General features: G+C 71.6%; 23 protein-coding genes and 1 pseudogene. 14 read left to right on the top strand and 10 right to left on the bottom strand.

Annotation, left to right across the window (positions count from 1 at the left end):
* Positions 1-156 precede the first annotated feature (156 nt).
* Positions 157-1,158 (top strand): glycosyltransferase family 2 protein, encoded by a 1,002-nt coding sequence (locus tag AB0D46_RS22310; protein ID WP_362879865.1) that lies wholly within the window; start codon positions 157-159, stop codon positions 1,156-1,158.
* Positions 1,155-2,552: a polysialyltransferase family glycosyltransferase gene (locus AB0D46_RS22305; protein ID WP_362879819.1), complete on the top strand. Its 1,398-nt coding sequence runs from the start codon at positions 1,155-1,157 to the stop codon at positions 2,550-2,552. The genes AB0D46_RS22310 and AB0D46_RS22305 overlap by 4 nt, the downstream gene beginning before the upstream one ends.
* 31 nt (positions 2,553-2,583) lie before the next feature.
* On the opposite strand, the gene leuE is transcribed toward AB0D46_RS22305, so the two are convergent.
* Entirely contained in the window at positions 2,584-3,234 is a 651-nt protein-coding gene (leuE, locus tag AB0D46_RS22300; RefSeq protein ID WP_362879818.1) for a leucine efflux protein LeuE, read from the bottom strand.
* A 233-nt stretch (positions 3,235-3,467) separates the two neighbouring features.
* Between leuE and AB0D46_RS22295 the strand changes: the two genes are divergently transcribed.
* The gene (locus tag AB0D46_RS22295) at positions 3,468-4,325 is read left to right on the top strand and encodes a L,D-transpeptidase family protein (RefSeq protein WP_362879817.1); all 858 of its coding nucleotides are present in this window, start codon (positions 3,468-3,470) and stop codon (positions 4,323-4,325) included.
* 215 nt (positions 4,326-4,540) lie between these two features.
* Here the strand turns inward: AB0D46_RS22295 and AB0D46_RS22290 are convergent, their stop codons facing one another.
* Positions 4,541-5,593, bottom strand: coding sequence for a hypothetical protein (locus tag AB0D46_RS22290; protein ID WP_362879816.1), 1,053 nt, complete (start codon positions 5,591-5,593; stop codon positions 4,541-4,543).
* Positions 5,593-6,303, bottom strand: coding sequence for an RNA polymerase sigma factor (locus AB0D46_RS22285; RefSeq protein ID WP_362879864.1), 711 nt, complete (start codon positions 6,301-6,303; stop codon positions 5,593-5,595). Before AB0D46_RS22285 ends, AB0D46_RS22290 begins: the two co-directional genes overlap by 1 nt.
* Before the next feature lie 419 nt (positions 6,304-6,722).
* Here AB0D46_RS22285 and AB0D46_RS22280 point away from each other — a divergent pair, with 419 nt between their 5' ends.
* From AB0D46_RS22280 to AB0D46_RS22240, 9 genes are all read left to right on the top strand, one after another.
* Positions 6,723-7,349 (top strand): 2-oxo-4-hydroxy-4-carboxy-5-ureidoimidazoline decarboxylase, encoded by a 627-nt coding sequence (locus AB0D46_RS22280; RefSeq protein ID WP_362879815.1) that lies wholly within the window; start codon positions 6,723-6,725, stop codon positions 7,347-7,349.
* A 152-nt stretch (positions 7,350-7,501) separates the two neighbouring features.
* A complete protein-coding gene (gene sdhC, locus AB0D46_RS22275; protein WP_362879814.1) occupies positions 7,502-7,882 on the top strand; it encodes a succinate dehydrogenase, cytochrome b556 subunit in 381 nt (126 codons plus the stop codon).
* A gap of 5 nt (positions 7,883-7,887) precedes the next feature.
* The gene (locus AB0D46_RS22270; RefSeq protein ID WP_362879813.1) at positions 7,888-8,370 is read left to right on the top strand and encodes a succinate dehydrogenase hydrophobic membrane anchor subunit; all 483 of its coding nucleotides are present in this window, start codon (positions 7,888-7,890) and stop codon (positions 8,368-8,370) included.
* Between the two features lie 23 nt (positions 8,371-8,393).
* Positions 8,394-10,148 carry a succinate dehydrogenase flavoprotein subunit gene (sdhA, locus tag AB0D46_RS22265; protein WP_362879812.1) on the top strand — a complete coding sequence of 585 codons (1,755 nt, stop codon included), beginning with the start codon at positions 8,394-8,396 and terminating at the stop codon, positions 10,146-10,148.
* The gene (locus tag AB0D46_RS22260; protein WP_362879811.1) at positions 10,148-10,915 is read left to right on the top strand and encodes a succinate dehydrogenase iron-sulfur subunit; all 768 of its coding nucleotides are present in this window, start codon (positions 10,148-10,150) and stop codon (positions 10,913-10,915) included. Before sdhA ends, AB0D46_RS22260 begins: the two co-directional genes overlap by 1 nt.
* Before the next feature lie 149 nt (positions 10,916-11,064).
* Positions 11,065-11,586: a hypothetical protein gene (locus tag AB0D46_RS22255; protein ID WP_362879810.1), complete on the top strand. Its 522-nt coding sequence runs from the start codon at positions 11,065-11,067 to the stop codon at positions 11,584-11,586.
* Positions 11,587-12,024: 438 nt separating this feature from the next.
* Positions 12,025-12,429, top strand: a complete 405-nt coding sequence (locus AB0D46_RS22250) for a hypothetical protein (protein ID WP_362879809.1) — start codon at positions 12,025-12,027, stop codon at positions 12,427-12,429.
* Positions 12,430-12,432: 3 nt separating this feature from the next.
* Positions 12,433-12,858: a DCC1-like thiol-disulfide oxidoreductase family protein gene (locus AB0D46_RS22245; RefSeq protein WP_362879808.1), complete on the top strand. Its 426-nt coding sequence runs from the start codon at positions 12,433-12,435 to the stop codon at positions 12,856-12,858.
* Positions 12,859-12,869: 11 nt separating this feature from the next.
* On the top strand, positions 12,870-13,601 hold the full coding sequence (locus AB0D46_RS22240) for a TetR family transcriptional regulator (RefSeq protein WP_362879807.1): 732 nt from the start codon (positions 12,870-12,872) through the stop codon (positions 13,599-13,601).
* Positions 13,602-13,663: 62 nt separating this feature from the next.
* Here AB0D46_RS22240 and AB0D46_RS22235 read toward each other — a convergent pair whose 3' ends face one another.
* A complete protein-coding gene (locus AB0D46_RS22235; RefSeq protein WP_362879806.1) occupies positions 13,664-14,959 on the bottom strand; it encodes an MFS transporter in 1,296 nt (431 codons plus the stop codon).
* A gap of 107 nt (positions 14,960-15,066) precedes the next feature.
* Here AB0D46_RS22235 and AB0D46_RS22230 point away from each other — a divergent pair, with 107 nt between their 5' ends.
* Positions 15,067-15,579: a MarR family transcriptional regulator gene (locus AB0D46_RS22230; protein ID WP_362879805.1), complete on the top strand. Its 513-nt coding sequence runs from the start codon at positions 15,067-15,069 to the stop codon at positions 15,577-15,579.
* 43 nt (positions 15,580-15,622) lie between these two features.
* Here the strand turns inward: AB0D46_RS22230 and AB0D46_RS22225 are convergent.
* From AB0D46_RS22225 to AB0D46_RS22215, 3 genes and pseudogenes are all read right to left on the bottom strand, one after another.
* Positions 15,623-17,142, bottom strand: a pseudogene (locus tag AB0D46_RS22225) (ABC transporter substrate-binding protein).
* A gap of 23 nt (positions 17,143-17,165) precedes the next feature.
* Entirely contained in the window at positions 17,166-18,491 is a 1,326-nt protein-coding gene (locus AB0D46_RS22220; RefSeq protein WP_362879804.1) for a metallophosphoesterase, read from the bottom strand.
* Complete coding sequence (locus AB0D46_RS22215) at positions 18,488-18,733, bottom strand: hypothetical protein (protein WP_362879803.1); 246 nt, start codon at positions 18,731-18,733, stop codon at positions 18,488-18,490. The genes AB0D46_RS22220 and AB0D46_RS22215 overlap by 4 nt, the downstream gene beginning before the upstream one ends.
* A 121-nt stretch (positions 18,734-18,854) precedes the next feature.
* Here AB0D46_RS22215 and AB0D46_RS22210 point away from each other — a divergent pair, with 121 nt between their 5' ends.
* Positions 18,855-20,114, top strand: coding sequence for a D-alanyl-D-alanine carboxypeptidase (locus AB0D46_RS22210; RefSeq protein WP_362879802.1), 1,260 nt, complete (start codon positions 18,855-18,857; stop codon positions 20,112-20,114).
* A gap of 400 nt (positions 20,115-20,514) precedes the next feature.
* Here AB0D46_RS22210 and AB0D46_RS22205 read toward each other — a convergent pair whose 3' ends face one another.
* The 3 genes from AB0D46_RS22205 to trpS form a co-directional block, all read right to left on the bottom strand.
* Positions 20,515-21,498 carry a YihY/virulence factor BrkB family protein gene (locus AB0D46_RS22205; RefSeq protein WP_362879801.1) on the bottom strand — a complete coding sequence of 328 codons (984 nt, stop codon included), beginning with the start codon at positions 21,496-21,498 and terminating at the stop codon, positions 20,515-20,517.
* Between the two features lie 157 nt (positions 21,499-21,655).
* The gene (locus tag AB0D46_RS22200; protein WP_362879800.1) at positions 21,656-22,252 is read right to left on the bottom strand and encodes a 2'-5' RNA ligase family protein; all 597 of its coding nucleotides are present in this window, start codon (positions 22,250-22,252) and stop codon (positions 21,656-21,658) included.
* A 139-nt stretch (positions 22,253-22,391) separates the two neighbouring features.
* The gene (trpS, locus tag AB0D46_RS22195; RefSeq protein ID WP_362879799.1) at positions 22,392-23,405 is read right to left on the bottom strand and encodes a tryptophan--tRNA ligase; all 1,014 of its coding nucleotides are present in this window, start codon (positions 23,403-23,405) and stop codon (positions 22,392-22,394) included.
* Positions 23,406-23,414 lie beyond the last annotated feature (9 nt).

Genomic DNA, 23,414 nt, shown 5'->3' with positions numbered 1-23,414 from the left:
TTTCCGGTGTTCGGCCCAACGAGCGCACAACGGCGGGTTAACAACCCGTCGACGACATGCGAATGCGTGCGGGTTAACGCGCCCGCCGCCCGTCGTTCACATGGAATCCGCGTACGGGCCATGGTGAATGACGGGCCGCCGCCTATTGTCTCGCAGGTGCTCAAGCTCTCTGTCGTCGTGCCGTTCTACAACGTGCGGACATACGCACCGGATGCCCTGAAGAGTCTCGAACTGAACGCCCGTGAGGATTTCGAGTTCCTGCTGGTCGACGACCGTTCCACGGACGGGACGTCCGAGCTGCTGGAACGGGCGGCCGTCGCGCTGCCCGGGGCGGTGCGCCTGAGACGGGACCGCAACGGCGGGTTGGCCTCGGCGCGCAACACCGGTCTGGACGCGGCCCGCGGCGAGTACATCACCTTCCTGGACGGCGACGACTGGCTGGAGCCGGGGCACCTCGCCCGTACCCTGGCCGCCATCGAGGCCCTGAACTGCGACTTCGTCCGTACCGACCATGTGCAGGTGACGGGTCGGACCCGGAGCGTGCAGCGCGTTCCGTACGGGCCGCAGGGCGTGCCGGCCGATCCGCGCGCGGGGATCCTGCCGGTCTCGCGGGCCACCTCGGTGGACTATCCGTACGCCTGGGCCGGGATGTACCACCGGCGGCTGCTGGACCGTGGGTTGCTGCACTTCACCGACGGACTGCGGACGGCCGAGGACCGGCCGTGGATCTGGCGGCTGCACCGGGAGGCGCGGTCCTTCGCCGCGGTCGGAATGCCCGGGATCTTCTATCGGCGCGGCATTTCCACGTCGTTGACGCAAATCGGCGACGAACGGCAGCTCGATTTCATCCGGGCATTCGATCAGGTCCTGTCGGACACGGCCGCCGATCCGGATTGCGAACTCTTGATCCACAAAGCGGTTCGAACGTATTGCGCGATTATCGCGCACCATGTCGGGTCCATCGAAAGGTTCGAACCGGCCGTGGCCAGAAAACTTCGGTCGATGAGCGCGGACGCGCTCGACCGCATGCCCCGGGCGGTACTGGACCGCACCCTGGCCTCGATGGACGCCGAACGCGCGGCCCTCCTGCGCACACTGCGCCGCCGTGCGCCGTACCGCCGCGGCGGCGCCGCCCGGACCGCGGGAGCCGTCGCGTGAACGGCCGCGGAGTCACCCAGCTCTTCCTCGCCTCGACCCTCTACGGGACGGCCACGCTCGCCGCCGCCCTCGACTCCGGCGCCCTCCCCCCGGCCGGCCGCCGGATCCTGCTGACCAGCAACCACTCCCCCACCCCCGAGATCACCCCGGGCCTGCCCGCCCTGCCCGGCTTCGCCGCGCTGCGGACCCGCTTCGACGAGGTGCTCGACTGGAACGCCGTCATCGCCCCGCAGCACCCCAGCAGCTGGGCGCCGCGCCCCGAGGACGTCCCGCTGTGGGAACGCCAACTGCGCGCCCTGTGGGGGCTCGGCGAGGACCGGGTCGAGCTGATCGTGGAGTCCCTCCAGGTGCCGCCCGCGCAGAGCCTGTGCCGGCTCTTCCCGGGCGCCGCGGTCGAGGTGTACGCGGACGGACTGATGTCCTACGGCCCCACCCGCTTCCGGCTCGACCCGCAGATCGGCATGCGGGTGCGGCGCGTCCTGCACCTGGACCTCGTACCGGGCCTGGAACCGCTGCTGCTCACCGAGTTCGGGGTGCCGGCGGAGGTGGTGCCGGCGGCGGCCGTCCTCAAGGTGCTCGCCGAACTCGCCGAACTCGCGGAACTCGCCGAACCGGCCACGGCGTACGAGGGACCCCGACCCGCGGCCGACGGCGAGGGCCCCGCCCTGCTGCTCGGCCAGTACCTCTCCGCGCTGGAACTCATGTCCCCGGCGCAGGAGGAGGAACTCCACGTGGACATGGTGCGGGGCGCCGTCGCCCGCGGCCACCGGGACCTGGTCTTCAAACCGCACCCCAGCGCCCCCGCGGCCTACTCCCGCGGGGCGGAGGCGGAGGCCGAACGCCTCGGAGCGCGCCTGACCGTGCTGGACGCCCCGGTGCCGGCCGAGACCCTCTACCAACAGCTGCGTCCGGCCCTGGTCGTGGGCTGTTTCTCGACGGGCCTGCTGACGGCCCGGGCGCTGTACGGGATCCCCGTCGCCCGCACCGGGACGGGCGACGTACTGGCCCGGCTGAGCCCGTACCAGAACAGCAACCGGATCCCGCTGACGCTGGTGGACGCGCTGGTCCCGGACCTGGCGACGGGAACGCCGGCCGCCGGGGCCGCCGACGCCGAGGAACCGGAACCGGCCCACCTGTCGGCGCTCGTCACCGCGGTCGGGTTCACCATGCAGCCGAAGGTGCTCGCGGAGCGCCGCGCGGACGCCGAGCGCTACCTGGCCCGGAGCCTGGACGACACCACCCGGCGGTACTTCACTCGCCGCCGGCTGACCACGCTGGGCCTGCCCGGCGGCGTCCCCGCCCCACTGGCGTTCCTGCCCCGCAGCCCGGCCGTGCGCCGGGTCGCGCACCGGCTGCGCCGCCGGTTCGGGGCGGTGCCCGGCAGCCGGCCGTAGCGGCGGCGCGCCTCGCCGCAGGGGCCGCCGCTCAGCTGGTGGCGAGCTTGGCGGCGAAGCCCAGGAAGAGCACGCCCGCCGCCGAGGTCGCCCCCGCCGAGAGGCGCTTGCGGCGGCGGAAGGCGGCCGACAACCGGGTCCCGGTGAAGATCAGGGTCGACAGGTACACGAAGCTCACCAGTTGCGACACCACGCCCAGCAGCAGGAACGACAGCGCCGGGTAGGCGTAGCCGGGGTCCACGAACTGCACGAAGAACGACAGCAGGAACAGGATCGCCTTCGGGTTGACCAGGCTGACCACCAGCGCCCGCCGGTAGGGCCGCTCGGCGGCGCCCGTCGGCTGCTCGCCGGTCAGCAACTCCTCCTGGTGGACCTTGCGGTCGCGCCACATGGCCCACGCGGCCCGCATCATGCCGACCGCCAGCCAGCCCAGGTAGCCGGCGCCGAGGAACTTCACGACGGTGAACACCAGCGGGCTGGCCTGGAGCAGCGCGCCCGCGCCGGCCGCGGTCAACACCATGAGGACGGTGTCCCCGGTGAACACCCCGGAGGCCGCCTTGTAACCCTCCTTCACCCCGCTGCGCGCGGCGACGGACAGCACGTAGAGCGAGTTCGGCCCCGGCAGCAGCACGATCAGCACCAGGCCGGCGAGGTACGTAGGAAGGTCTGTGACACCCAGCATGGGCAGGAGTGTCCCACAGGGACGCACCTGTACCGCCAGTGAGTTTCACGGGGTGGTCGGAGGGACCCGCGAGGACCGCCGGGGCGCCGCTGCGCGGGCGGGTCCGGGGGCTGGTACAACCGTCCCCCGACGGCCTCCGGTCACAATGGCGCAACATCCCGGAACCCTCCGCAACTCTCCGCGCCCCCGAAGCATCACTTGCATACACACGACGTTGAAATCGGGGGACCGCGATGTACCGCCAGAAAGTCATGATCCGTACGCTCGCCCTGGCCGCATCGGTCGCGCTCGCCGCGACCGCTTGCGGCCCGCAGGGCTCCGCTCCGGCCGCACCGGGCTCGTCCGCGTCGGCGCCGGCGGCCTCGCCGTCCGGGTCGGACAACAAGCCGGGCGGGTCCTCGCCGGCGCCCGGCGCCTCGGCATCGGCCTCGGCCGGACAGCCGTCGGCGCAGGGTGGCGCGAAGCCGATCATGGCGAACGGCGACGAGAGCGACCAGATCCGCGACCTCCAGGCCCGGCTGCGGCAGCTCAATCTGGTGTCGGTGGCCCCCACCGGCTTCTACGGGTCGAAGACCACGGCCGCGGTCAAGACGTTCCAGTCGAACAACGGGCTCCCGGCGACGGGCGCGGTCGACGAGGCCACCTGGCAGAAGGTCCAGAGCCTCAGCAAGGCGCCGACCGAGGAGGAACTGCGTCCGCCGACCAGCAACGAGCTCGCCGCCCCGGACCCGCGCTGCATGGAGGGCCGGGTCATGTGCATCAGCAAGGAGAGCCGCACCCTCGCCTGGATGATCGACGGCAAGGTGGTCTCGTCGATGGACGTGCGCTTCGGTTCGGAGAACACCCCGACCCGCGAGGGCCTGTTCAAGGTGGACCGCAAGGAACGGAAGTGGACGTCGACGCTCTACCACACGTCGATGCCGTACTCGATGTTCTTCAGCCAGGGTCAGGCGGTGCACTTCTCGCAGGACTTCGCGAACCGCGGCTACAGCGGGGCCTCGCACGGCTGCGTGAACGTCCGTGACATGGCCAGGCTGTCGGCCATGTTCGAGCAGGTGCAGGTGGGCGACAAGGTCGTCGTCTACTGGTGATCCGCTCCCGGTGATCCACCGGGCGGAAGTTGAGGGCGCGGGCAGGGCCGGGGGAACGTGCCCCGCCCGCGCCGGTTGCGCAGAGCCCAGGGGTACGGGGGGAACCCCGGCTCATGCGCGGCCGATGACCAGTCGGCTCGTTATGTACTGCGCCGGCGGTTCGAAAAGTGTTACTGGGGGTGTGCGAAGCCGTTCCCGGCGACGCGCCGGCCGGTTCAGCGACGGTTGCGGGAGCCGAGCGAGACGCCCGGGGCCGGGACACCGGTGGCGGGGGCGGGGACCTTCAGGACCTCGCCGCCGGGCCCGTCCCAACCGCCCTGCGGGAGGCCGTCGCGGGGCCCGTCCAGCACGGACTCGCAGTACCGGGGGATCTTCGCGAGGGCCCCGGCGAGCTTGCTGAGGCGCGAGCGGCGGTCGTCGTTCATCCGGCCCGCGCGGTAGTCCTCGCACAGGTCCGCGGCCCGCGCCAGCTTGTCACGGTCACGGTCCTTGCCGGCGCCGCCGCCGGCGCCCGGATCCGGCTTGCCGGTCCGGTCGGTGAACAGTTCCCGGCCGGCGTCCTCGGTCTCGTTAGCGCCCGATCCGGTGCTCGCGCTCGTGCCGGTCCCCGCGCCACCGCCGGGGAAATGGGACGCGGAGCCACTGCCCGAGGTGGTGCCCGGAGTCGTACGGCTGTCCGTGCCCGGCATCCGCGAGGTGCCCGGGGAGGCCACGAAGCCGTCGCCGCGCAGCGGGGCGGTGGGGTCCGGGCGCGGGATGAGCGGGGCGGGCTCGTCGCTCCCGTCGCCGGCGGGGCGGTCCGTGTCGGCGCTGACGGAGACGGCCGGCGCGGGGCCGGCGGCGTGCCGGGCCTCCCGGTCCAGCAGCCCGCTGCCCGCGACGGCCGCGATCCCGCCGACCGCGACGCCCGCCAGGGCCGCCGCGAGACCGAAACGGACCGGGGTGCTCGTACGCCGCTGCGCGGGGATCCGTACCCGGGGCACCGGGGTGAGGGAGATCAGGGGTTCGGCGGCGGCGGGGACGGGTGCGACGGGGGTGGGGCGCGGCGCCGGGGCCGTAGCGCGCGCGGCGCGGAAGGCGGCCAGGGCGGCGTCCTCGCCGGGCAGTTCCCGGTCGGGCCGCGCGGGCACGGTGAGGGAGTCCAGGGCGGCGCGCAGCCGGGCCTCGTCGGCGCGGGCCCGCGGGTCGGCGCCCGGTCCGGCGGGTTCTCCGCGCAGCAACCTGTCCGCCGCGGCTGCGTCCAGCCACCCGTTGTGCTCGTCGGCCATCACATGTCCTTCTGCGTCCGCCAACGTGAATGCGTCACACCGGTTTGTTCCACGAGGCCCCCGGCGCGGCCGCGTTGCGCCGGTACGGCGTCCAGATCGCGCTCCCGTGCCTGATCATCGGCATTATGGCCGACGCGGAAGGCGGATTCCGCTTCGTTTTCGGAACTGGCCAGCAGTTCCGCGAGTCTCTTCAGTCCCCGGTGCGCGGCGGTCCGGACCGCGCCGGGCCGCTTGCCCAGGGTCTCGGCCGCGCTCTTCGCGTCCAGGCCGACCACCACGCGCAGCACGACGGCCTCGGCCTGGTCCTGCGGGAGCTGGGCTATCAGCGCCATGGTGCTGCCGGTGGACAGGGCCTCCATGGCGGCGCCCGCGGTGTCGCTGTCGGCGGCGTGAGCGGTGAGTTCGCTCTCGTCGCCGCCTATGGCGGGCCGCCGGCCGCGCATCCGGATGTGGTCGAGGGCCCGGTTGCGGGCGATGCGGGCGGCCCAACCGCGGAAGCGGTCGGCGTCCCCGGTGAAGGAGTCGAGGTCGCGGGCGATCTGCAGCCAGGCCTCGGACGTCACGTCCTCCGCGTCGCCGTCGCCGACGAGCGTGCGTACGTATCCGAGCAGGCGCGGGTGCACGGCGCGGTACACAGTCCGGAACGCGTTCTCGTCGCCGTCCTGTGCCGCGAGCACCGCGGCGGTCAGCTCCGCGTCGTCCCCCAGCAAAGTCCCCAACCCGTTCACTGTCCTGTACGTGTGGCGCAAATCCGCACGTTACGGCTTTCAAGCACCTCTCGTCCACGAGTTGTACAACCTGCAACCAACCCTGCGCGGAGCGGGGTGTGACACAAAACGCACTCGCGGCGCTGACAGGGGTACGGGCTTGTCGCACGAGTCCGTGTCGGATGGCGACCGGGGCCTCTCCTGTGGGGGGTGGCGGCCTCGGTCGTCCTCCTCCTTTGCACATCCTCCCGGGTGCCGCGGGGCGCACCCGCCGGATCCGGCCACGCGCCGGCGACGGACACCTCCGGACACCGGGGGACATCGCCGGACGGCCGGCCCGTCGCGGCACAACTCATCCTTTCGGCTCACTTCCGGGTGAAATCTCCGCACGGGTACGACACTCTCCCGGGGAGATCGCTAGCGTGGCGGTACACCCGCGCCGCGCCCCGAGGAGAACTCCGCTGTCCAGCCACCTTCCGGCACAGGTCCGCGGCACAGCCTCCGGTTCCGGGCCGGCCCGGTTCAACTCCCTGGCCCCCGAAGCCGCCCGGGCGGCGCTGCTGCACTGCTGCGGCAGCCGACGCTGGGCGCACCGGGTCGCCACCCACCGCCCCTACCCGGACACCGCCTCGCTGATCGCCGCCGCGGAGGAGGCCTCCTACGACATGTCCCAGGCCGACCTCACCGAGGCGCTGGCCGCGGAGTCCTCGGCGGAACTGGGGCACGGGGCCCCGTACGCGGCGATGCTGGCGCTCGACGCGGCCCGGGCGGAGTACGAGCGCACCTTCCGGCACGCCTTCGTGATCTGTCTGGACGACCACCCGCCGGAGGAGCAGGTGGACCAGCTGTTGGCCGCGATCCGCCGCAGAATGGCTCACGAGATCGACGAGGAACGCTCGATCTCGGCCGAGGAACTGCGCCTCGTCGCCCGCGGCCGGCTCCTCCGACTGCTGGACCGGCTGCCCTCGGCGCCGGAAGGCTCGACCGGGACGGTCCCCGACGGTGGACCATATGAGGCCGATTTCGGGCTATTCGCCCCTGTGGGATAGTCCGTCCGTGCCTGTTTGATCACACCGATGGCCCCCGCGCAAGGGAACCGACAAAGCGTCGCTACGATGTCCGGGGCCGGAGGACCGTACCCGGCCGGGCCCGACCGACAAAGAAGCCGGCTGGCCCCCGCCCCGCTTCCGGAGGGTTTTCCGTGCCGGCTGGAACGTTGTACCGCGGCCGGGAAGGAATGTGGTCCTGGGTGGCTCATCGAGTCACCGGCGTCCTCATCTTCTTCTTCCTGTTCGTACACGTCCTCGACACCGCTCTCGTTCGCGTCTCACCCGAGGCGTACGACGATGTCGTGGCTACCTACAAGACTCCGATCGTCGCGCTGCTGGAGTACGGCCTCGTCGCCGCAATCCTGTTCCACGCGCTCAACGGTCTTCGTGTCATCGCTGTGGACTTCTGGTCCCAGGGTCCCCGTCACCAGAAGAAGATGCTCTGGTCCGTCGTGGGCATCTGGGTCGTGCTGATGGTCGGGGCGCTGTACCCCGTCCTCGGCCACGCCTACCTCGAACTGTTCGGGAAGTGACACGCATGTCTTCTGACACTTCTTTCGACAAGGGCATCGGCGGCGTGGAGGGCGTGTCCCTCTACGACGTCGACAACCCGGCGCCGTACATCGAGGCCCCGCGCAAGCGGACCAGCAAGACCCCGCGCTCGACCCGGGGCAACTTCGAGATGGTCGCGTGGCTCTTCATGCGCCTCTCGGGCATCGTCCTGGTCGTGCTCGTGCTCGGCCACCTGCTCATCCAGCTGGTGCTGGACGGCGGCGTCTCCAAGATCGGCTTCGCCTTCGTGGCCGGCCGCTGGGCGTCCCCGTTCTGGCAGATCTGGGATCTGCTGATGCTGTGGCTGGCCATGCTGCACGGCGCGAACGGCCTGCGTACCGTCATCAACGACTACGCGGAGCGTGCCAACACGCGGCTGTGGCTGAAGGGCCTGCTCTACACCGCCACGGTGTTCACCATCCTTCTGGGCACGCTGGTGATCTTCACCTTCGACCCGAACATCCGCTAGGCAACGGGGCTGAGGCGAATCCCATGAAGATCCACAAGTACGACACCGTCATCGTCGGCGCAGGTGGCGCCGGCATGCGCGCCGCCATCGAGGCGACGAAGCTCAGCCGCACCGCCGTGCTGACGAAGCTCTACCCCACCCGCTCCCACACGGGCGCCGCGCAGGGCGGCATGGCTGCCGCGCTGGCCAACGTGGAGGACGACAACTGGGAGTGGCACACCTTCGACACGGTCAAGGGCGGTGACTACCTGGTCGACCAGGACGCCGCCGAGATCCTGGCGAAGGAGGCCATCGACGCGGTCCTCGACCTGGAGAAGATGGGCCTGCCGTTCAACCGCACCCCGGACGGCACCATCGACCAGCGCCGCTTCGGCGGGCACTCCCGCAACCACGGCGAGGCGCCGGTCCGCCGGTCCTGCTACGCCGCGGACCGCACCGGCCACATGATCCTCCAGACGCTGTACCAGAACTGCGTCAAGGAGGGCGTGGAGTTCTTCAACGAGTTCTACGTCCTGGACCAGCTCCTGGTCGAGGAGGACGGCGTCACGAAGTCGGCCGGCGTGGTCGCGTACGAGCTCGCCACCGGCGAGATCCACGTGTTCCAGGCGAAGTCCGTCATCTACGCCTCCGGCGGCACCGGCAAGTTCTTCAAGGTGACCTCCAACGCGCACACCCTCACCGGTGACGGCCAGGCGGCCTGCTACCGCCGGGGTCTGCCGCTGGAGGACATGGAGTTCTTCCAGTTCCACCCGACGGGCATCTGGCGCATGGGCATCCTGCTGACGGAGGGCGCCCGCGGTGAGGGCGGCATCCTCCGCAACAAGGACGGCGAGCGCTTCATGGAGAAGTACGCGCCGGTCATGAAGGACCTCGCGTCCCGTGACGTCGTCTCGCGCTCCATCTACACGGAGATCCGTGAGGGCCGCGGCTGCGGTCCCGCCGGTGACCACGTGTACCTGGACCTGACGCACCTGCCGCCGGAGCAGCTCGACGCGAAGCTCCCGGACATCACCGAGTTCGCCCGCACGTACCTCGGCATCGAGCCGTACACGGACCCGATCCCGATCCAGCCCACCGCGCACTACGCCATGGGCGGCATCCCGACCAACGTCGAGGGTGAGGTCCTGCGCGACAACACCACCGTCGTCCCGGGCCTGTACGCGGCCGGCGAGGTCGCCTGCGTGTCGGTGCACGGCGCGAACCGGCTGGGCACGAACTCGCTGCTGGACATCAACGTGTTCGGCAAGCGCTCGGGCATCGCCGCGGCGAAGTACGCCCACGCGCACGACTTCGTCGAGCTGCCGGAGAACCCGGCGCAGCAGGTCGCCGACCTGGTCGAGCAGCTGCGCGACTCCACGGGCCACGAGCGGGTCGCCGACCTGCGCCTGGAACTCCAGGAGACGATGGACGCCTGCGTGATGGTGTTCCGTACGGAGCAGACCATCAAGACCGCGGTCGACAAGATCGCTGAGCTGCGCGAGCGGTACAAGAACGTCTCCGTCCAGGACAAGGGCAAGCGCTTCAACACGGACCTGCTGGAGGCCATCGAGCTGGGCAACCTGCTCGACCTGGCCGAGGTCATGGCCGTGTCCGCGCTCGCGCGCAAGGAGTCCCGCGGCGGTCACTACCGCGAGGACTACCCGAACCGCGACGACGTCAACTTCATGCGCCACACCATGGCGTACCGCGAGGTCGACTCCGACGGCAAGGATTCCGTCCGGCTGGACTACAAGCCCGTCGTCGTCACCCGCTACCAGCCGATGGAGCGTAAGTACTGATGGCCACCCCGACCCTGTCCAAGACGGACCAGATGGAGGCGGCCGCCGCCGCTTCGCCGTTCATCACGGTGACGTTCCGGATCCGCCGGTTCAACCCGGAGGTCTCGGAGGAGTCGACCTGGCAGGACTTCCAGGTCGAGATCGACCCGAAGGAGCGCGTGCTCGACGGTCTCCACAAGATCAAGTGGGACATCGACGGCACGCTGACCTTCCGTCGCTCGTGCGCGCACGGCATCTGCGGCTCCGACGCGATGCGGATCAACGGCAAGAACAGGCTCGCCTGCAAGACGCTGATCAAGGACATCAACCCGGAGAAGCCGATCACCGTCGAGGCCATCAAGGGCCTCACGGTGATGAAGGACCTCGTCGTCGACATGGAACCCTTCTTCCAGGCGTACCGGGACGTCATGCCGTTCCTGGTCACCAAGGGCAACGAGCCGACGCGCGAGCGCCTGCAGTCCGCCGAGGACCGCGAGCGCTTCGACGACACCACCAAGTGCATCCTGTGCGCCGCGTGCACGTCCTCGTGCCCGGTGTTCTGGAACGACGGCCAGTACTTCGGCCCGGCGGCGATCGTCAACGCGCACCGCTTCATCTTCGACTCGCGCGACGAAGCCGGTGAGCAGCGGCTGGAGATCCTGAACGACAAGGACGGCGTGTGGCGTTGCCGCACGACCTTCAACTGCACCGACGCGTGCCCGCGTGGCATCGAGGTCACCAAGGCGATCCAGGAAGTCAAGCGCGCGCTCATCACGCGCCGCTTCTGATCCTCCCCGTCGCCGCGCCGGAGGCCCGCACCCCCGAGGGGGTGCGGGCCTCCGGCGCGTCCCGGCCGGCGCCGCGCCGGCTCGCGGCGGCCCGAAGGGGCCCGCCGGGCGGGTACGGAGGCACCGGCCGCTGTGGAAAGATCGGCCGTATGAGTGAGCAGCAGCCGAATCCGTATGCGGGCGGGCCGGGCGGGCAGCCCGGGCCGGGTGACTACACGTGGGGCCCGGGCGAGCCCAGTTACGGTTACCCGCAGCCCTATCCGACCGCGCCGCCGCCCTACCAGCCGACCATGGGCGCGGGCCTGCCCGCGCCCGTTCCCGGCCCGATGGGCGGCTCGTTCGCGCTGGGCGACATCACCATCGCGGGCGACCAGATCATCACGCCCTCGGGGACGATGCCGCTGCGGGGCGCGATGTGGAACGCCACCGACTTCTCGCGGACCGAGGAGAAGATCCCGACGCACGCGATCGTGCTGGCCATCGTCTTCGCCCTGTTCTGTCTGATCGGCCTGCTGTTCCTGCTGATGAAGGAGAAGGTCACCACCGGCTACATCCAGGTGACGGTGACCAGCGGCGGTCGCCACCACTCGACGATGATCCCCGCGAGCGACCCTTACGCCATGCAGTGGGTCATGGGGCAGCTCAACCACGCCCGGTCCCTGAGCATCTGAGGTCCGCGCGCCCGAACGCGCGCCCCGATGCCCGAACGCGCACCCCCACGCCCGCCCGCCCGCACGACCGCCCGCCCGAACCACCGCCGACCTGCGGAGATCCGTGGAAACGCGGTGGCGACGGGGTCCCGGCCACGGGCGAATCACGGGATGCCCCTTTCTCATGAGGTGACCGGCCCCGGCCCCGTACAGCGACCCCGGCGCCGTCCCGGCGCTGCTGGACCGACTCGGCGTCGGACGCGCCGCGTTCGTCGGCTCCTCCTACGGCGGCCGGATCTCGCTGCGGATCGCCGCCCCCACCCCGAGCGGGCCTCGCGCCTGGCACTGCTGGGGGGACGTGCGTCTTCGAATGCGTTCAAAAGTTTGCTTGAACCTGTTCAAAAAGAGGTCTAGAGTCAACGACGTCAGCAGTTGAACACGTTCAAAGGGGCTGGGGCAATGGACCTCACCGTGGTCGCGTACGTCATCTACCTGCTCATCAGCATCGGACTCACCGTCTGGGTGGCCCGCACGCTCAGCCGCAACGGCCGGGTCTTCATCGGTGACGTCCTCCAGGGGAACGAGAAGCTCGCCGACGCCGTCAACCAGCTCCTGGTGGTCGGCTTCTACCTGGTCAACATCGGGTTCGTGACCCTCTACCTGCGGTCGAGCGAGGACATCCTCGCGGCCCGCGACCTCTTCGAGGCACTGTCGGTCAAGCTCGGCGTCGTCCTGCTCGTGCTCGGCGTCATGCACCTCGGGAACGTGTGGGTGCTCAACAAGATGCGCCGCCGGGGCGTCATGGAGCGTCAGCACACCCCGCCCGTCGCCCCGCAGGGGTGGACCCCGCAGACCGGGGTCTGAGCGATGGGACCGTCGTCGCCGCCCGTACGGCACCTGACCGTCCTCTACGACGCCAACTGCCCGGTCTGCGTGCACATCCGGCAGTGGTTGCTCGCGCAGCGCTGCCTCGTACCGCTGCGGCTCGTGCCGGCCGGGTCCTACGAGGCGCGGCGCCGCTTCCCGCGGCTGGACCACGCGGCGACCCTGCGCGACATCACGGTGGTCGGTGACAAGGGGCAGGTCTGGAGCGGTACGGACGCCTTCATCGTCTGCCTGTGGGCGCTCGTGGAACACCGGCCGAGGGCCAACTGGCTGGCCACCGCGGCCGGCCGACCCTTCGCCAAGGCGGCCATGTACACGGTCTCGGCCGTACGGCAGGCGGTACGGACCGACCCCGCAGCGGAGCCCGGGGAACCACTCTGTGACGAGCAGTGCCCCGCACCCCGATAAGGTCGGACACCGTGACAGATCAGAAGGCGCCCAAGAGCGAGCAGACCCGGACGCTCATCCTCGAAACCGCGCTCCGGCTCTTCCAGGAGCGCGGGTTCGACAAGACGACCATGCGGGGGATCGCCAAGGAGGCGGGGGTCTCGGTCGGAAACGCCTACTACTACTTCGAGTCGAAGGAACACCTGGTCCAGGGGTTCTACGACCGGATCGGCGCGGCCCACCAGGCGGCCGTCCGGCCGATCCTGGACCAGGAGACCGACCTGCAGAAGCGGCTCGCCGGGGTCCTGACGTCGTGGCTGGACATCGCGGCGCCTTACCACGAGTTCGCCTCCCAGTTCTTCAAGAACGCGGCGGACCCGGAGAGTCCGCTCAGTCCCTTCTCACCGGAATCCGAACCGGCGCGCAAGGCGGCGATCGACATGCACCGCGAGGTGCTCGCCGGTGCGAAGACGAAGGTTCCCGAGGAACTGGCCGACGTACTGCCCGAGCTGATGTGGCTTTCGCAGATGGGGCTGGTCCTGTACTGGGTCTTCGACCGCTCGCCGGACAGCCGCAAGACCCGGCGGCTCGCGGAGCGCGGCGCGCAGCTGACGACGCGGGGCATCGTCCTGGCCAGGTTCCGGGTGCTGCGGCCGTTGGTGCGCGAGGTGCACGAGCTGTTCGCGGACTTCCTGCCGGGCATGGCCCAGACGGCGGTCGCGCGCGGCAAGCGGGCCTCGGACCCGCACCCCGACGAGGCGTAGCCGGACAGCCGACCCGCAGGCCCGTCGGACGGTCGGCCGGTCGGACGGTCGGACGGTCGACGTCAGGCCCCGAGGACCAGGAGGCCGGCCACGGCCGGGCCGAAGGCGCCGCCGAGCTGGTGGGCCAGGGTGAACAGGCCGATGGCGGCGGGGCGCCGGCCCGCGTCGGGGGCGGCGGCCACGGCGTGCGTGGACAGGACGGCGTTGGCGGCGGTGGCGGTGAACACGCCCGCCGCCGTGGCCGCCAGGAGCAGCGGGCCCGAGTCGGCGAGGACGGCGGTGAGGGCCGAGGCGGCCCCGAGCGCGGCCAGGACCGTACGCAGGACCCCGCGGCCGATCCGGGCCGAGGCGGCGGCGAGCGGCCAGGACAGGGCGGATCCGGCGAGCAGCGCCACGAGTTGCCCGGTCCCGACGGCGGCCGGATCCCAGCCCGCGCGGTCGGCGAGCAGCCGGGGCGCCGTCAGCAGCACCGTGAAGTAGGACGTCGACACGGCGAGCGCGAGGAGCGCGGACCACAGGAAGGCGGGCCTGCGGAGCAGAGCGACGGGGACGAAGCCGTCGGGCCGCCGGCGTACGTGCAGGACGAGCAGGGCGGCGGCGGCCAAGGCCGCGCCCAGGGCGGCGAGCGGGGCCGTCGCCAGCATCACGAGGGCGGTGACGAGGGCGGTCAGCAGGACGGCCCCGCGGGCGTCGAACCGGCCCGGGGCGGGCGCGGACGCGGCCCGTGAGGCGGCGGCGCGCCGCGCGACGGCGGGGACGGCGAGCAGGGCGACCACCGGGAGGGCCAGGGCGAGGCGCCAGGAGGCCGTCTCCGTGAGGGCCCGGCCGAGGAGCGGTCCGGCCGCGCCGAGCACGCCGAAGCCGGCGCTGACGACACCCATCCGGCGGGCGGTCCCCGCGAGGGCGACGGCGGCGGCCACGAACCCGGCGCCGCCCGCGGCCTGAACGCAGCGGCCGAGCAGGGTGAGCGGCAGCCAGGGGGAGACGGCGACGGTCAGGGCGCCGACCAGGACCAGCGCGGCGGACAGCCGGAGCAGGACCGCCGTACCGCGGTGGCGCAGCAGGCCGGCGAGCAGCGGGCCGGCGACGGCCACGGCCCAGCCGAAGGCGGTGAGCAGCTGGGCGGCGGCGCCGACGGGGACGTCGAGGGAACGGGCGATGTCGGGGACGATCAGCACCGGCGCGTTGGCCCCGGCCGCCAGGGGGGCGGCCAACAGGGCGAGCAGCAGCGCCGGGACGGGACGGCCGGCGGGGGTGGTTCGGGTGGGGGTGCGGGTGGGGGTGGTTCCGGTGGGGGTGCCGGAGGTCGGGGCGGCCGGCGCGACGGCGGCGGCGCTCGCACTGCGGATGGCGGACATGGGCGGACCCACCTCACTTCTCTCAACCTTTACCTTCTCAACGTTGAGATAAAAGCGGGCCCGCTACCTCAACGTCAAGTCTCTTAACGTTGAGGTATTCTCGACCCATGGAGAACGACATGGTGGCCCACGTCATCGACCAGTGGACCGCGGAGCGCCCCGACCTGGCCGACGACCTGTGGCCGGTGGAGGCACTCGGCCGGATCCAACGGATGACCCGGATCATCGAGAAGCAGCTCAAGACGTTCATGACCGAGCACGGCCTGGAGGTCGGCGAGTTCGACGTGCTGGCGAGCTTGCGCCGGTCGGGTCCGCCGTACGCGCTGACCGCCGGGGCCCTGATCCCCGCCGCCATGGTGACCTCGGGCGCCATCACCAACCGCATCGACCGGCTGGAGGCCAAGGGGCTCGTCGAGCGGGTGCGTGACGACGTCGACCGGCGTTCGGTGCGCATCCGGCTCACGGAGCGCGGCCTGGAGATCAGCGGGAAGGTGATGGAGGCTCACCTGCGGCACTACGCCCGGCTGCTGGACCCACTGGGCCGCGACGGGACGGCCGCCGTCGCCGAGGCCCTGCGGACCCTCCTGCTGGCCCACGGGGACACGCCCGCGTTCGACTGAGCGGGGCGGGCCGGCGCCTCGGAGGGGGTCCGACCCGGGCCCGTCAGAGCCAGTTCAGCTCCCACAGGCGCCACACGCCCGTGCCGTCGGAGAGGTACTGCGCGCCGGTGACGGCCTCGCGGGACAGGACGTAGTCCTTCTTCTGCCAGAGCGGCAGCAGCGGGACCTGTTGGGCGACGACCTTCTGCAGTTCGCGGAAGTCGGTGGCGGCCCCCGCCCGGTCCGAGAAGGACTGGGTACGGGTGATCAGCTCGTCGACGCCCTGGTCGGAGTAGCCGTTGTTCATGCTGGAGCCGGCGCCGACCAGCGGGGCGAGGAAGTTGTCGGCGTCCGGGAAGTCGGCGATCCAACCGATCGTGTAGGCGTCGTACTCCCCCGCCGCGTAGCCCTTCTGGAAGTCGGCCCACGCCTCGACGGGCTTGACGGTGACCCGGAACAGGCCCGTGGACTCCAGCTGCCGCTTGATCTCCGTCGCCTCGGCCACGTTCGCCCCGCGCGTGTTGACGCCCAGCGTCAGCGGGACGGCGGTGGTGACGCCGGCGTCCTTGAGGAGCTTGCGGGCGAGCGTCCCGTTGGGAGAGGGGTACGCGTCGTAGAAGGGCGTGCTGTGCGCCGCGATGCCCGCCGGGACGAGCGAGTACAGCGGGGTGACGGTGCCCTTGTACACGTCCCCGGAGATCTTCGAGCGGTCCAGTACGGCGGCCACGGCCTGGCGGACGGCCGGCTTCTCGGCCGCGGCGCCCGGACGGACGTCGAAGACCAGGTTGCGGGTCTCGGTGCCGCCGGAGGTCTGGTAGCGGATGTCCTTCAGGCCCGGGTTCAGGCCCGCGAGGACCTCGGGCGGCATGTCGCGGTGCGCGACCTCGACCTTCCGCTCCCGCCAAGCCCTGTCGAGGTCGGCGGAGTCCGCGAAGTAGCGGACGGTGACGCTCGTCCGCGCGGGCCCGGCCCGGCCCTTGTACGCCGGGTTCGGCTCCAGCTCGGCGCTCGCGCCGGGCCGGTACGCGCCGAGGGTGTACGGGCCGGTGCCGTCGACCTGGTCGCCCTCGCGGAGCGCCTCCGCCGGGTACTTCTCCTTGTCGACGATCGAGGCCGCGCCCGTCGCGATCTTGAAGGGGAAGGTGGCGTCGCGGGCCGACAGGTTGAAGGTCACCGTGCGGCCCTCGGCGCTCACCGACGCCGGCGTGTTGAACAGCGGGGCCGGCCCCTGCTCCGAGTTGATCCGCTTGATCCGGTCGAAGGAGAACTTCACGTCCTCGGCCGTGACCGCGCGGCCACCGGAGAACTCCAGGTCCGGACGCAGCTCGCACCGGTAGGTCGTCAGGTTCTGCCCGACGAACGCGCAGGAGGAGGCGGCGTCCGGGACGGGGTGTCGGAGCCGGGCTTGATGGTCAAAAGCGACTGGTAGACGTTGCTGAACAGGGCCCAGGAGCCGGCGTCGTAGGCGCCGGCCGGGTCGAGCGCCGAGACGACGTCGCTCGTCCCGACGTGGATCACCCTCCTGCCGTCGTCCCCGGTGGGCAGCATCTGCCACCCGCCGACGCCCGCGGCGGCCAGGACCATCACGATGCCCCGGTCGGCCCTGGTCAGGCCTGGTATGAGGCGAGTTCGACCACGGTGATGTCGGACGGCGCCCCGACCCGGACCGGCGGCCCCCACGCGCCCGCGCCGCGGGACACGTACAGCTGGGTGTCGCCGTAGCGCTCCAGGCCCGCGACGGTGGGGTTGGCCAGCTCGGCGAGGTAGTTGCCGGGCCAGAGCTGTCCGCCGTGGGTGTGGCCGGACAACTGGAGGTCCACCCCGTGCCGGACGGCGTCGTCGATCACGACCGGCTGGTGCGCGAGGAGCACCGACGTACGGGAGCGGTCGCGGTCGCCGAGCGCCGCCGCGAAGTCGGGGCCGTGGCCCTCGGTCTCGCCGGCGATGTCGTTGACCCCGGCGAGGTCGAAGTACGGCAGTTCGCGGCGGGCGTTCTCCAACGGGGTCAGGCCGAGTTCGCGGACGTGGTCGACCCACTGCTGGGCGCCGGAGAAGTACTCGTGGTTGCCGGTGACGAAGAAGGTGCCGTGCCGGGCGGTCAGCCCGCGCAGCGGCGCCGCGGCGGGACCGAGGTCCTGGACGTCACCGTCGACGAGGTCCCCGACGATCGCGATCAGGTCGGGCTGCGTGCGGTTGACGGTGTCGACGATCCGCTGGGCGTGGGCCCGACCGAGGACGGCGCCGAGGTGGACGTCGCTGACGACGGCGATGCGGAAGCCGTGCGCGGCACGGGGCAGCCGGGCCAGCGGCACCTGGACCCGCTTCACGCGCGGCCCGCGGAGCACCCCGTAGGTGCCGGTGCCGACGGTGGCGGCGGTGGCGACCAGGGCCGCGCCGCCGAGCGCCCGCGACACGAACAGCCGACGGGTGACCCCGTCGGGCCCCTCGCCCGGAGCGCCCCCGGTGACCGGCGCGGGGGCCGTGGCCACGTCACCCGGTCCGGAGCCGGCGGCGCCGGTGTCGGTCTCGGTGTCGGCCGCGGTGGGGGCCGCGTCCTCGCGGACCAAGGGCTCCGGCGCCCGCTCCGGCGCGCCGGTGGCCGGCGCCGTCGTACGGGCCGGGCGGCGCAGCCAGACGCGGCGGACCACCTCGGCCACCAGCACTGCCAGCGTCAGGTAGAGCAGCACCGCCAGCCACATGAAGCCGGGCCAGGCGACCAGCCGCTGGAGCCAGAACGGCGCGCCCGCGCGGCCGGCCGTGAGGGCCGCGACCGCCAGCACCGGCAGCACGAAGGCAGCGACGGTGCCCGCGCGGCGGGCCGGGCCGCCCGCGCGCGTCGTGTCGCGGACCAGCCGGATCCAGAGCCAGCGGTGGACGGAGGCCAGCAGCGCGAGCACCGCCAGGACGATCAGCACAAAGACAAATACGGTCATCTTGATTCCCGACGCAGAGCCATCACACTACGCAAGCCGATCACACCAACGGCCGTCCCCAGGAGAAAGGAAGCCACCGCAAGGAGAAGGTGGACCCAGAAGTACCCCGTAGGGTCGCCGGCCGCGTCGAAGGACAGGCCGCTGCCGTTCCTCCACAGGTTCCGGACGAAGGAAATCCAGATGAACCAGCTCCACACTCCGAAGGCGAGCAGGAACCAGGAGGAGGTTCGGCTGAGTTTCATGACCCCAGTATCGGTTCGGTACCCAGGACGGACGCGTCGGGGTGGGCTGTCCCGGCGGTGGTTGCGGCGGGTTGGCCGGTCCACGACGGCAGACAGTCCATCAGGATGTACTTTCACCTGCGTGTCTGCAAAGAAGACCGCGCTGACGGTCCTGTCCGCCGCGCTGCTCGTTCCCGCCATGCTGGCCGCCCCCGCCCACGCAGCCCAGGAACCGGCGCCGCCGGCCGCGGACGGCAAGGGGCAGCCGCTCAGGGCCAAGGCGGCTCCGGCGCCCCCCGCGTCGATGTCGACCGTCGGCGGGGCCTCGCTCGGACAGCCCGGCACCCAGGTGAACCTGCTGCCCGGCGCGCCCGCCCTGCCGGCGAACCTCACCGGGCGGTCCTGGATCGTGGCCGACGCCGAGACGGGCGAGGTGCTGGCGGCCCACAACGCGCACTGGCGGCTGCCGCCGGCCTCGACGATGAAGATGCTGTTCGCGGACACCGTGCTGCCGAGCCTGCCCAAGGACCGGGTGCACAAGGTCACCGACGAGGAGATGTCCGAGGTCGGGCCGGGCAGCAGTCTCGTCGGGGTGAAGGAGGAGCTGGAGTACACGGTCCACGACCTGTGGCTCGGGGTCTTCCTGAAGTCGGGCAACGACGCCGTGCACGTACTTTCGGCCATGAACGGCGGCATCGAGAAGACCGTCAAGGACATGCAGGCGCACGCCGAGGAACTCCAGGCGCTGGACACCCACGTGGTCTCGCCCGACGGGTACGACGCCCCGGAACAGGTGTCGAGCGCCTACGACCTCACCCTCATCGCCCGCTCCGGCCTGCAGAAGCAGGACTTCCGCGAGTACTGCGGCACGGTGACGGCGCAGTTCCCGGGCCGGCAGGAGGGCGGCAAGCCGCGCGAGTTCTTCGAGATCCAGAACAGCAACCGGCTGATGACGGGCGCCGGCGGCATCAGCCCGTACAAGGGCATCGCCGGGGTGAAGAACGGCAACACCACCATGGCGGGCTCGACCTTCACCGGAGCCGCCCAGCAGGGGTCGAAGAAGCTGCTGGTCACGGTCATGAACCCGGACACGGGCGGGGCCAACTCGGTCTACGAGGAGACGGCCGCGCTCTTCGACTGGGGCTTCGCGGCCGTCGGGAAGGTCCGGCCGGTCGGTGAGCTGGTGCCGCCGAAGAGCGAGGACACCAAGTCGCACGGCTCCCCCGCCCAGTCCCACGAGAACAACCCCAGCGCGGGCGGCGACGACTCGGGCAGCAGCGGCATCGGTACGGCAATGGGCATCGCGGGCGGTGTACTGGCCGTCCTGGCGGGCGGGGCCTTCGTGGTGAACCGCCGCTGGCCCCGCGGTCGCCGCGGCCCGGGCGGCGGCCAAGGCGCGTAAGCCCTGGCCGGGCGGGGGGCTACCGGGGCGCACCGGTCGGGCCGTGCGTGCGCCTTGGCCGAGGCGGCCAGGCCGTCGAAACTCGGCCGGCGAGGCCGCCGGGCAACCGGGACTCGGGCGTGGCAGGCGTCAGGCAACCGGAACTCGGCCGGACAGGCCGACAGGCAACCGGGACTCGGCCGGGCAGGCCGACAGGCAACCGGGACTCGGCCAGGCAGGCCGACAGGCAACCGGGACTCGGCCAGGCAGGCCGCCGGGCAACCGGGACTCGGGCGTGGCAGGCGTCAGGCAACCGGAACTCGGCCGGGCAGGCCATCGGGCGGTCGGGGCTCGGGCGGCGAGGCCGTCGGGCAACCGGAACTCGGACAGGCAGGCCGTCAGGCGGTCGGGGCTCGGGCGGTCAGGCCGGTCGCGGCGTGGGGCCGGGTTCCGGCTCCGGTCGCGGGTCGCCCTTGCCGTCCCCGGAACCGGCCCCGGCCCCGGCCCCGGACTCGGACCCGTCCCCGGCCGCGCCCGCGGCTTCGGCTTCGGCTTCGGCTTCGCGGGTTGCCGTCCACGCGGCGCAGAAGAGCAGCAGTTTGGCCATGAAGTTGATCCACAGCAGCAGGGCGATCGGCACGCCGAAGGCCCCGTACATGCTCTTGCCGGCGACCTCCCGGATGTAGCCGCTGAGCAGCAGCTTCAGCAGCTCGAAGCCGGCGGCGCCGATCAGGGCCGCCTGGAGCAGGCGGGCGCGCGGGGGTTCGACGCCGGGCAGCAGGGTCAGGACGTAGAGCAGCAGCAGGAACGCCGCGACGACGCCCACGAGGAAGGCCGCGGTGCGCAGCAGCACGCCGCCCGCGCCCCCGGAGGACAGGCCGAGCGCCTCGCCGGACTTGCCGACCGCGCTGGATCCGATGATGGAGGCCGCGGCGGAGGCCAGGCCCGCGCCACCGAGGCCGAGGAGGACGAGGGCGTCCTTGCCCTTGCGGGCGATGGGGTTGCCCTCGTCCTCGTCGTCCTTGTCCCACACCGCGCGCAAGCAGTCCCGCATCGAGCCGACCCAGCCGATGCCGGTGAACAGCAGCAGGGCGGCGGCGACGAGGCCGATCGTCCCGGCGTTCGCGACGAGGCCGTTGATGTCGAGCTGGTCGGAGATGCCGGGGACCTGGTCGGAGAGGTTCTTCTGGAGCCGGTCGAGCTGTTCCTGGCTGAGCAGGCCCGCGCCGACGGCGGCGGCCACCGTGATCAGCGGGAAGAGCGCGAGGAAGCTGATGAAGGTGATGGCGGCCGCGAGCCGGGTCCAGTGGACGCGGTCGAGCCGTTCGTAGGAACGCCACGCGTGCGTCCGCATGGCGGTGGACACCAGCGGCCCGATCACCGGGAGTTTCGTCAGCCAGTCCATGGGGCCACCGTAATTGAGCTGCCGGAAATAGCAGGGATTGCCGGTTTCGGGTACTACGGTCGTCGATTGTGACTTTTTTCCCGACGGCCCGTCCGTTCCACGTCCTGGTCCTGCGCAGCGTCAGGTTCCGCACCGTCCGGGCCCTGCGACCGCTGCGTCAGGAGCGACGGCCCGTCGCCTCGGCGGCGGCGCCGGCGGGTGAGCCGGACTGCGCGGGAATGCCCGTCGGGCCGGTGCCGAACGGGTACTCGTGCAGCTTGCGCCAGACCCCGTCCGAGCCCTGCTCGTAGAGCGCGAAGCCCTCGCACAGCCACTCGGCGGCGTAGTCGGCGAGCTCGGAGTAGGCCCGGTCCATCGCCTCCTCGGAGATTCCGTGGGCGACCGTGACGTGCGGGTGGTACGGGAAGGCCAGCTCGCGGCTGATGGGCCCCTCGGGGTCCCGGACGCAGCTCTGGAGCCGGGTGCAGCCCGCGGCGCCCTCGGCGAGCTTGACGAAGACGACCGGCGAGAGGGGACGGAAGGTTCCCGTCCCGGCCAGTCGCATCGCGAAGGGACGGAAGGACAGCGCGACCTCGGCCAGGTGTGCCCGGATCCGCGGCAGCCGGTCCGTGTCCACCTCGGTGGGCGGTACGAGGGTGACGTGCGTGGGAATGCCGTGCGCGGCGACGTCCCCGAAGCCCGCGCGCAGCTCCTGGAGTCGGCTGCCGTACGGCTCCGGGACCGCGATCGAAACGCCGAGCGTTGCGGTCCCCACGTCTGTCTCCTCCGTGTGTCTGTGTGCGCGGTGGCGTAACGGTGCGGCCGCCGGTCGGGGCGGTGCGGCACCGCCGGTCCGGCGGTGCTGCCGCCAGTGTGGCGGCAGCACCCCCCCTACCGCCAGGGGCGTCGGTCCGTCAGTGCTTCGCGGGCAGGAAACCGAGGCGGTCGTACGTCTGTGCCAGGGTCTCCGCGGCGACCGCCCGGGCCTTCTCCGCACCCTTGGCCAGCAGGGAATCCAGCGTCTCCGGGTCGTCCAGGTACTCCTGGGTGCGCTGCTTGAACGGTGTGACGAAATCGACCATCACGCCGGCCAGGTCGGTCTTCAGCGCGCCGTACCCCTTGCCCTCGTAGCGGGTCTCCAGGTCGGGGATGCTGTCGCCCGTGAGGGTGGAGTAGATGGTGAGCAGGTTGCTGACGCCCGGCTTCTCCACGGCGTCGAAACGGATCTCCGCCTCGGTGTCCGTGACCGCGCTCTTGATCTTCTTCTCGGTGACCTTGGGCTCGTCGAGGAGGTTGACGAGGCCCTTGGGGGACGACGCCGACTTCGACATCTTGATCGCCGGGTCCTGGAGGTCGTAGATCTTCGCGACCTCCTTGACGATGTGCGCGGCGGGCAGCGTGAAGGTCGGGCCGAAGCGGGTGTTGAAGCGCTCGGCCAGGTCGCGGGTCAGCTCGATGTGCTGGCGCTGGTCCTCGCCGACCGGGACGGCGTTCGCCTGGTAGAGCAGGATGTCGGCGACCTGGAGGATCGGGTACGTGAACAGGCCGACGGTCGCGTTGTTGACGCCGCCCTTGGCGGACTTGTCCTTGAACTGCGTCATCCGGCTCGCCTCGCCGAACCCGGTGATGCAGTTCATGACCCAGCCGAGCTGGGCGTGCTCGGGCACGTGGCTCTGGACGAAGAGCGTGCAGCGCTCGGGGTCCAGGCCGGCCGCGAGGAGCTGGGCGGCGGAGAGGCGGGTGTTCGCGCGGAGGTCCTTCGGATCCTGCGGCATGGTGATCGCGTGGAGGTCGACCACCATGTAGAAGGCGTCGTGCGTCTCCTGCAGGGCGACGTACTGACGGATGGCTCCGAGGTAGTTCCCGAGGTGGAACGAACCGGAGGTGGGCTGGATACCGGAGAGCGCGCGCGGACGATCAGAAGCCATGGCCACATT

Origin of the sequence: Streptomyces sp. NPDC048383 (genome assembly GCF_040651775.1) — a bacterium.
Lineage (GTDB): Bacteria > Actinomycetota > Actinomycetes > Streptomycetales > Streptomycetaceae > Streptomyces.
Note: the sequence above shows the minus strand (reverse complement) of the source record. Positions and strands in the feature narration are given on the sequence as shown.

Coding starts and splice junctions, on each gene's coding strand:
- leuE (WP_362879818.1), bottom strand. CDS start 3,234: ATGCTGGGTGTCACAGACCTTCCTACGTACCTCGCCGGCCTGGTGCTG.
- AB0D46_RS22295 (WP_362879817.1), top strand. CDS start 3,468: ATGTACCGCCAGAAAGTCATGATCCGTACGCTCGCCCTGGCCGCATCG.
- AB0D46_RS22290 (WP_362879816.1), bottom strand. CDS start 5,593: ATGGCCGACGAGCACAACGGGTGGCTGGACGCAGCCGCGGCGGACAGG.
- AB0D46_RS22270 (WP_362879813.1), top strand. CDS start 7,888: ATGTCTTCTGACACTTCTTTCGACAAGGGCATCGGCGGCGTGGAGGGC.
- sdhA (WP_362879812.1), top strand. CDS start 8,394: ATGAAGATCCACAAGTACGACACCGTCATCGTCGGCGCAGGTGGCGCC.
- AB0D46_RS22260 (WP_362879811.1), top strand. CDS start 10,148: ATGGCCACCCCGACCCTGTCCAAGACGGACCAGATGGAGGCGGCCGCC.
- AB0D46_RS22255 (WP_362879810.1), top strand. CDS start 11,065: ATGAGTGAGCAGCAGCCGAATCCGTATGCGGGCGGGCCGGGCGGGCAG.
- AB0D46_RS22250 (WP_362879809.1), top strand. CDS start 12,025: ATGGACCTCACCGTGGTCGCGTACGTCATCTACCTGCTCATCAGCATC.
- AB0D46_RS22245 (WP_362879808.1), top strand. CDS start 12,433: ATGGGACCGTCGTCGCCGCCCGTACGGCACCTGACCGTCCTCTACGAC.
- AB0D46_RS22235 (WP_362879806.1), bottom strand. CDS start 14,959: ATGTCCGCCATCCGCAGTGCGAGCGCCGCCGCCGTCGCGCCGGCCGCC.
- AB0D46_RS22230 (WP_362879805.1), top strand. CDS start 15,067: ATGGAGAACGACATGGTGGCCCACGTCATCGACCAGTGGACCGCGGAG.
- AB0D46_RS22220 (WP_362879804.1), bottom strand. CDS start 18,491: ATGACCGTATTTGTCTTTGTGCTGATCGTCCTGGCGGTGCTCGCGCTG.
- AB0D46_RS22215 (WP_362879803.1), bottom strand. CDS start 18,733: ATGAAACTCAGCCGAACCTCCTCCTGGTTCCTGCTCGCCTTCGGAGTG.
- AB0D46_RS22205 (WP_362879801.1), bottom strand. CDS start 21,498: ATGGACTGGCTGACGAAACTCCCGGTGATCGGGCCGCTGGTGTCCACC.
- trpS (WP_362879799.1), bottom strand. CDS start 23,405: ATGGCTTCTGATCGTCCGCGCGCGCTCTCCGGTATCCAGCCCACCTCC.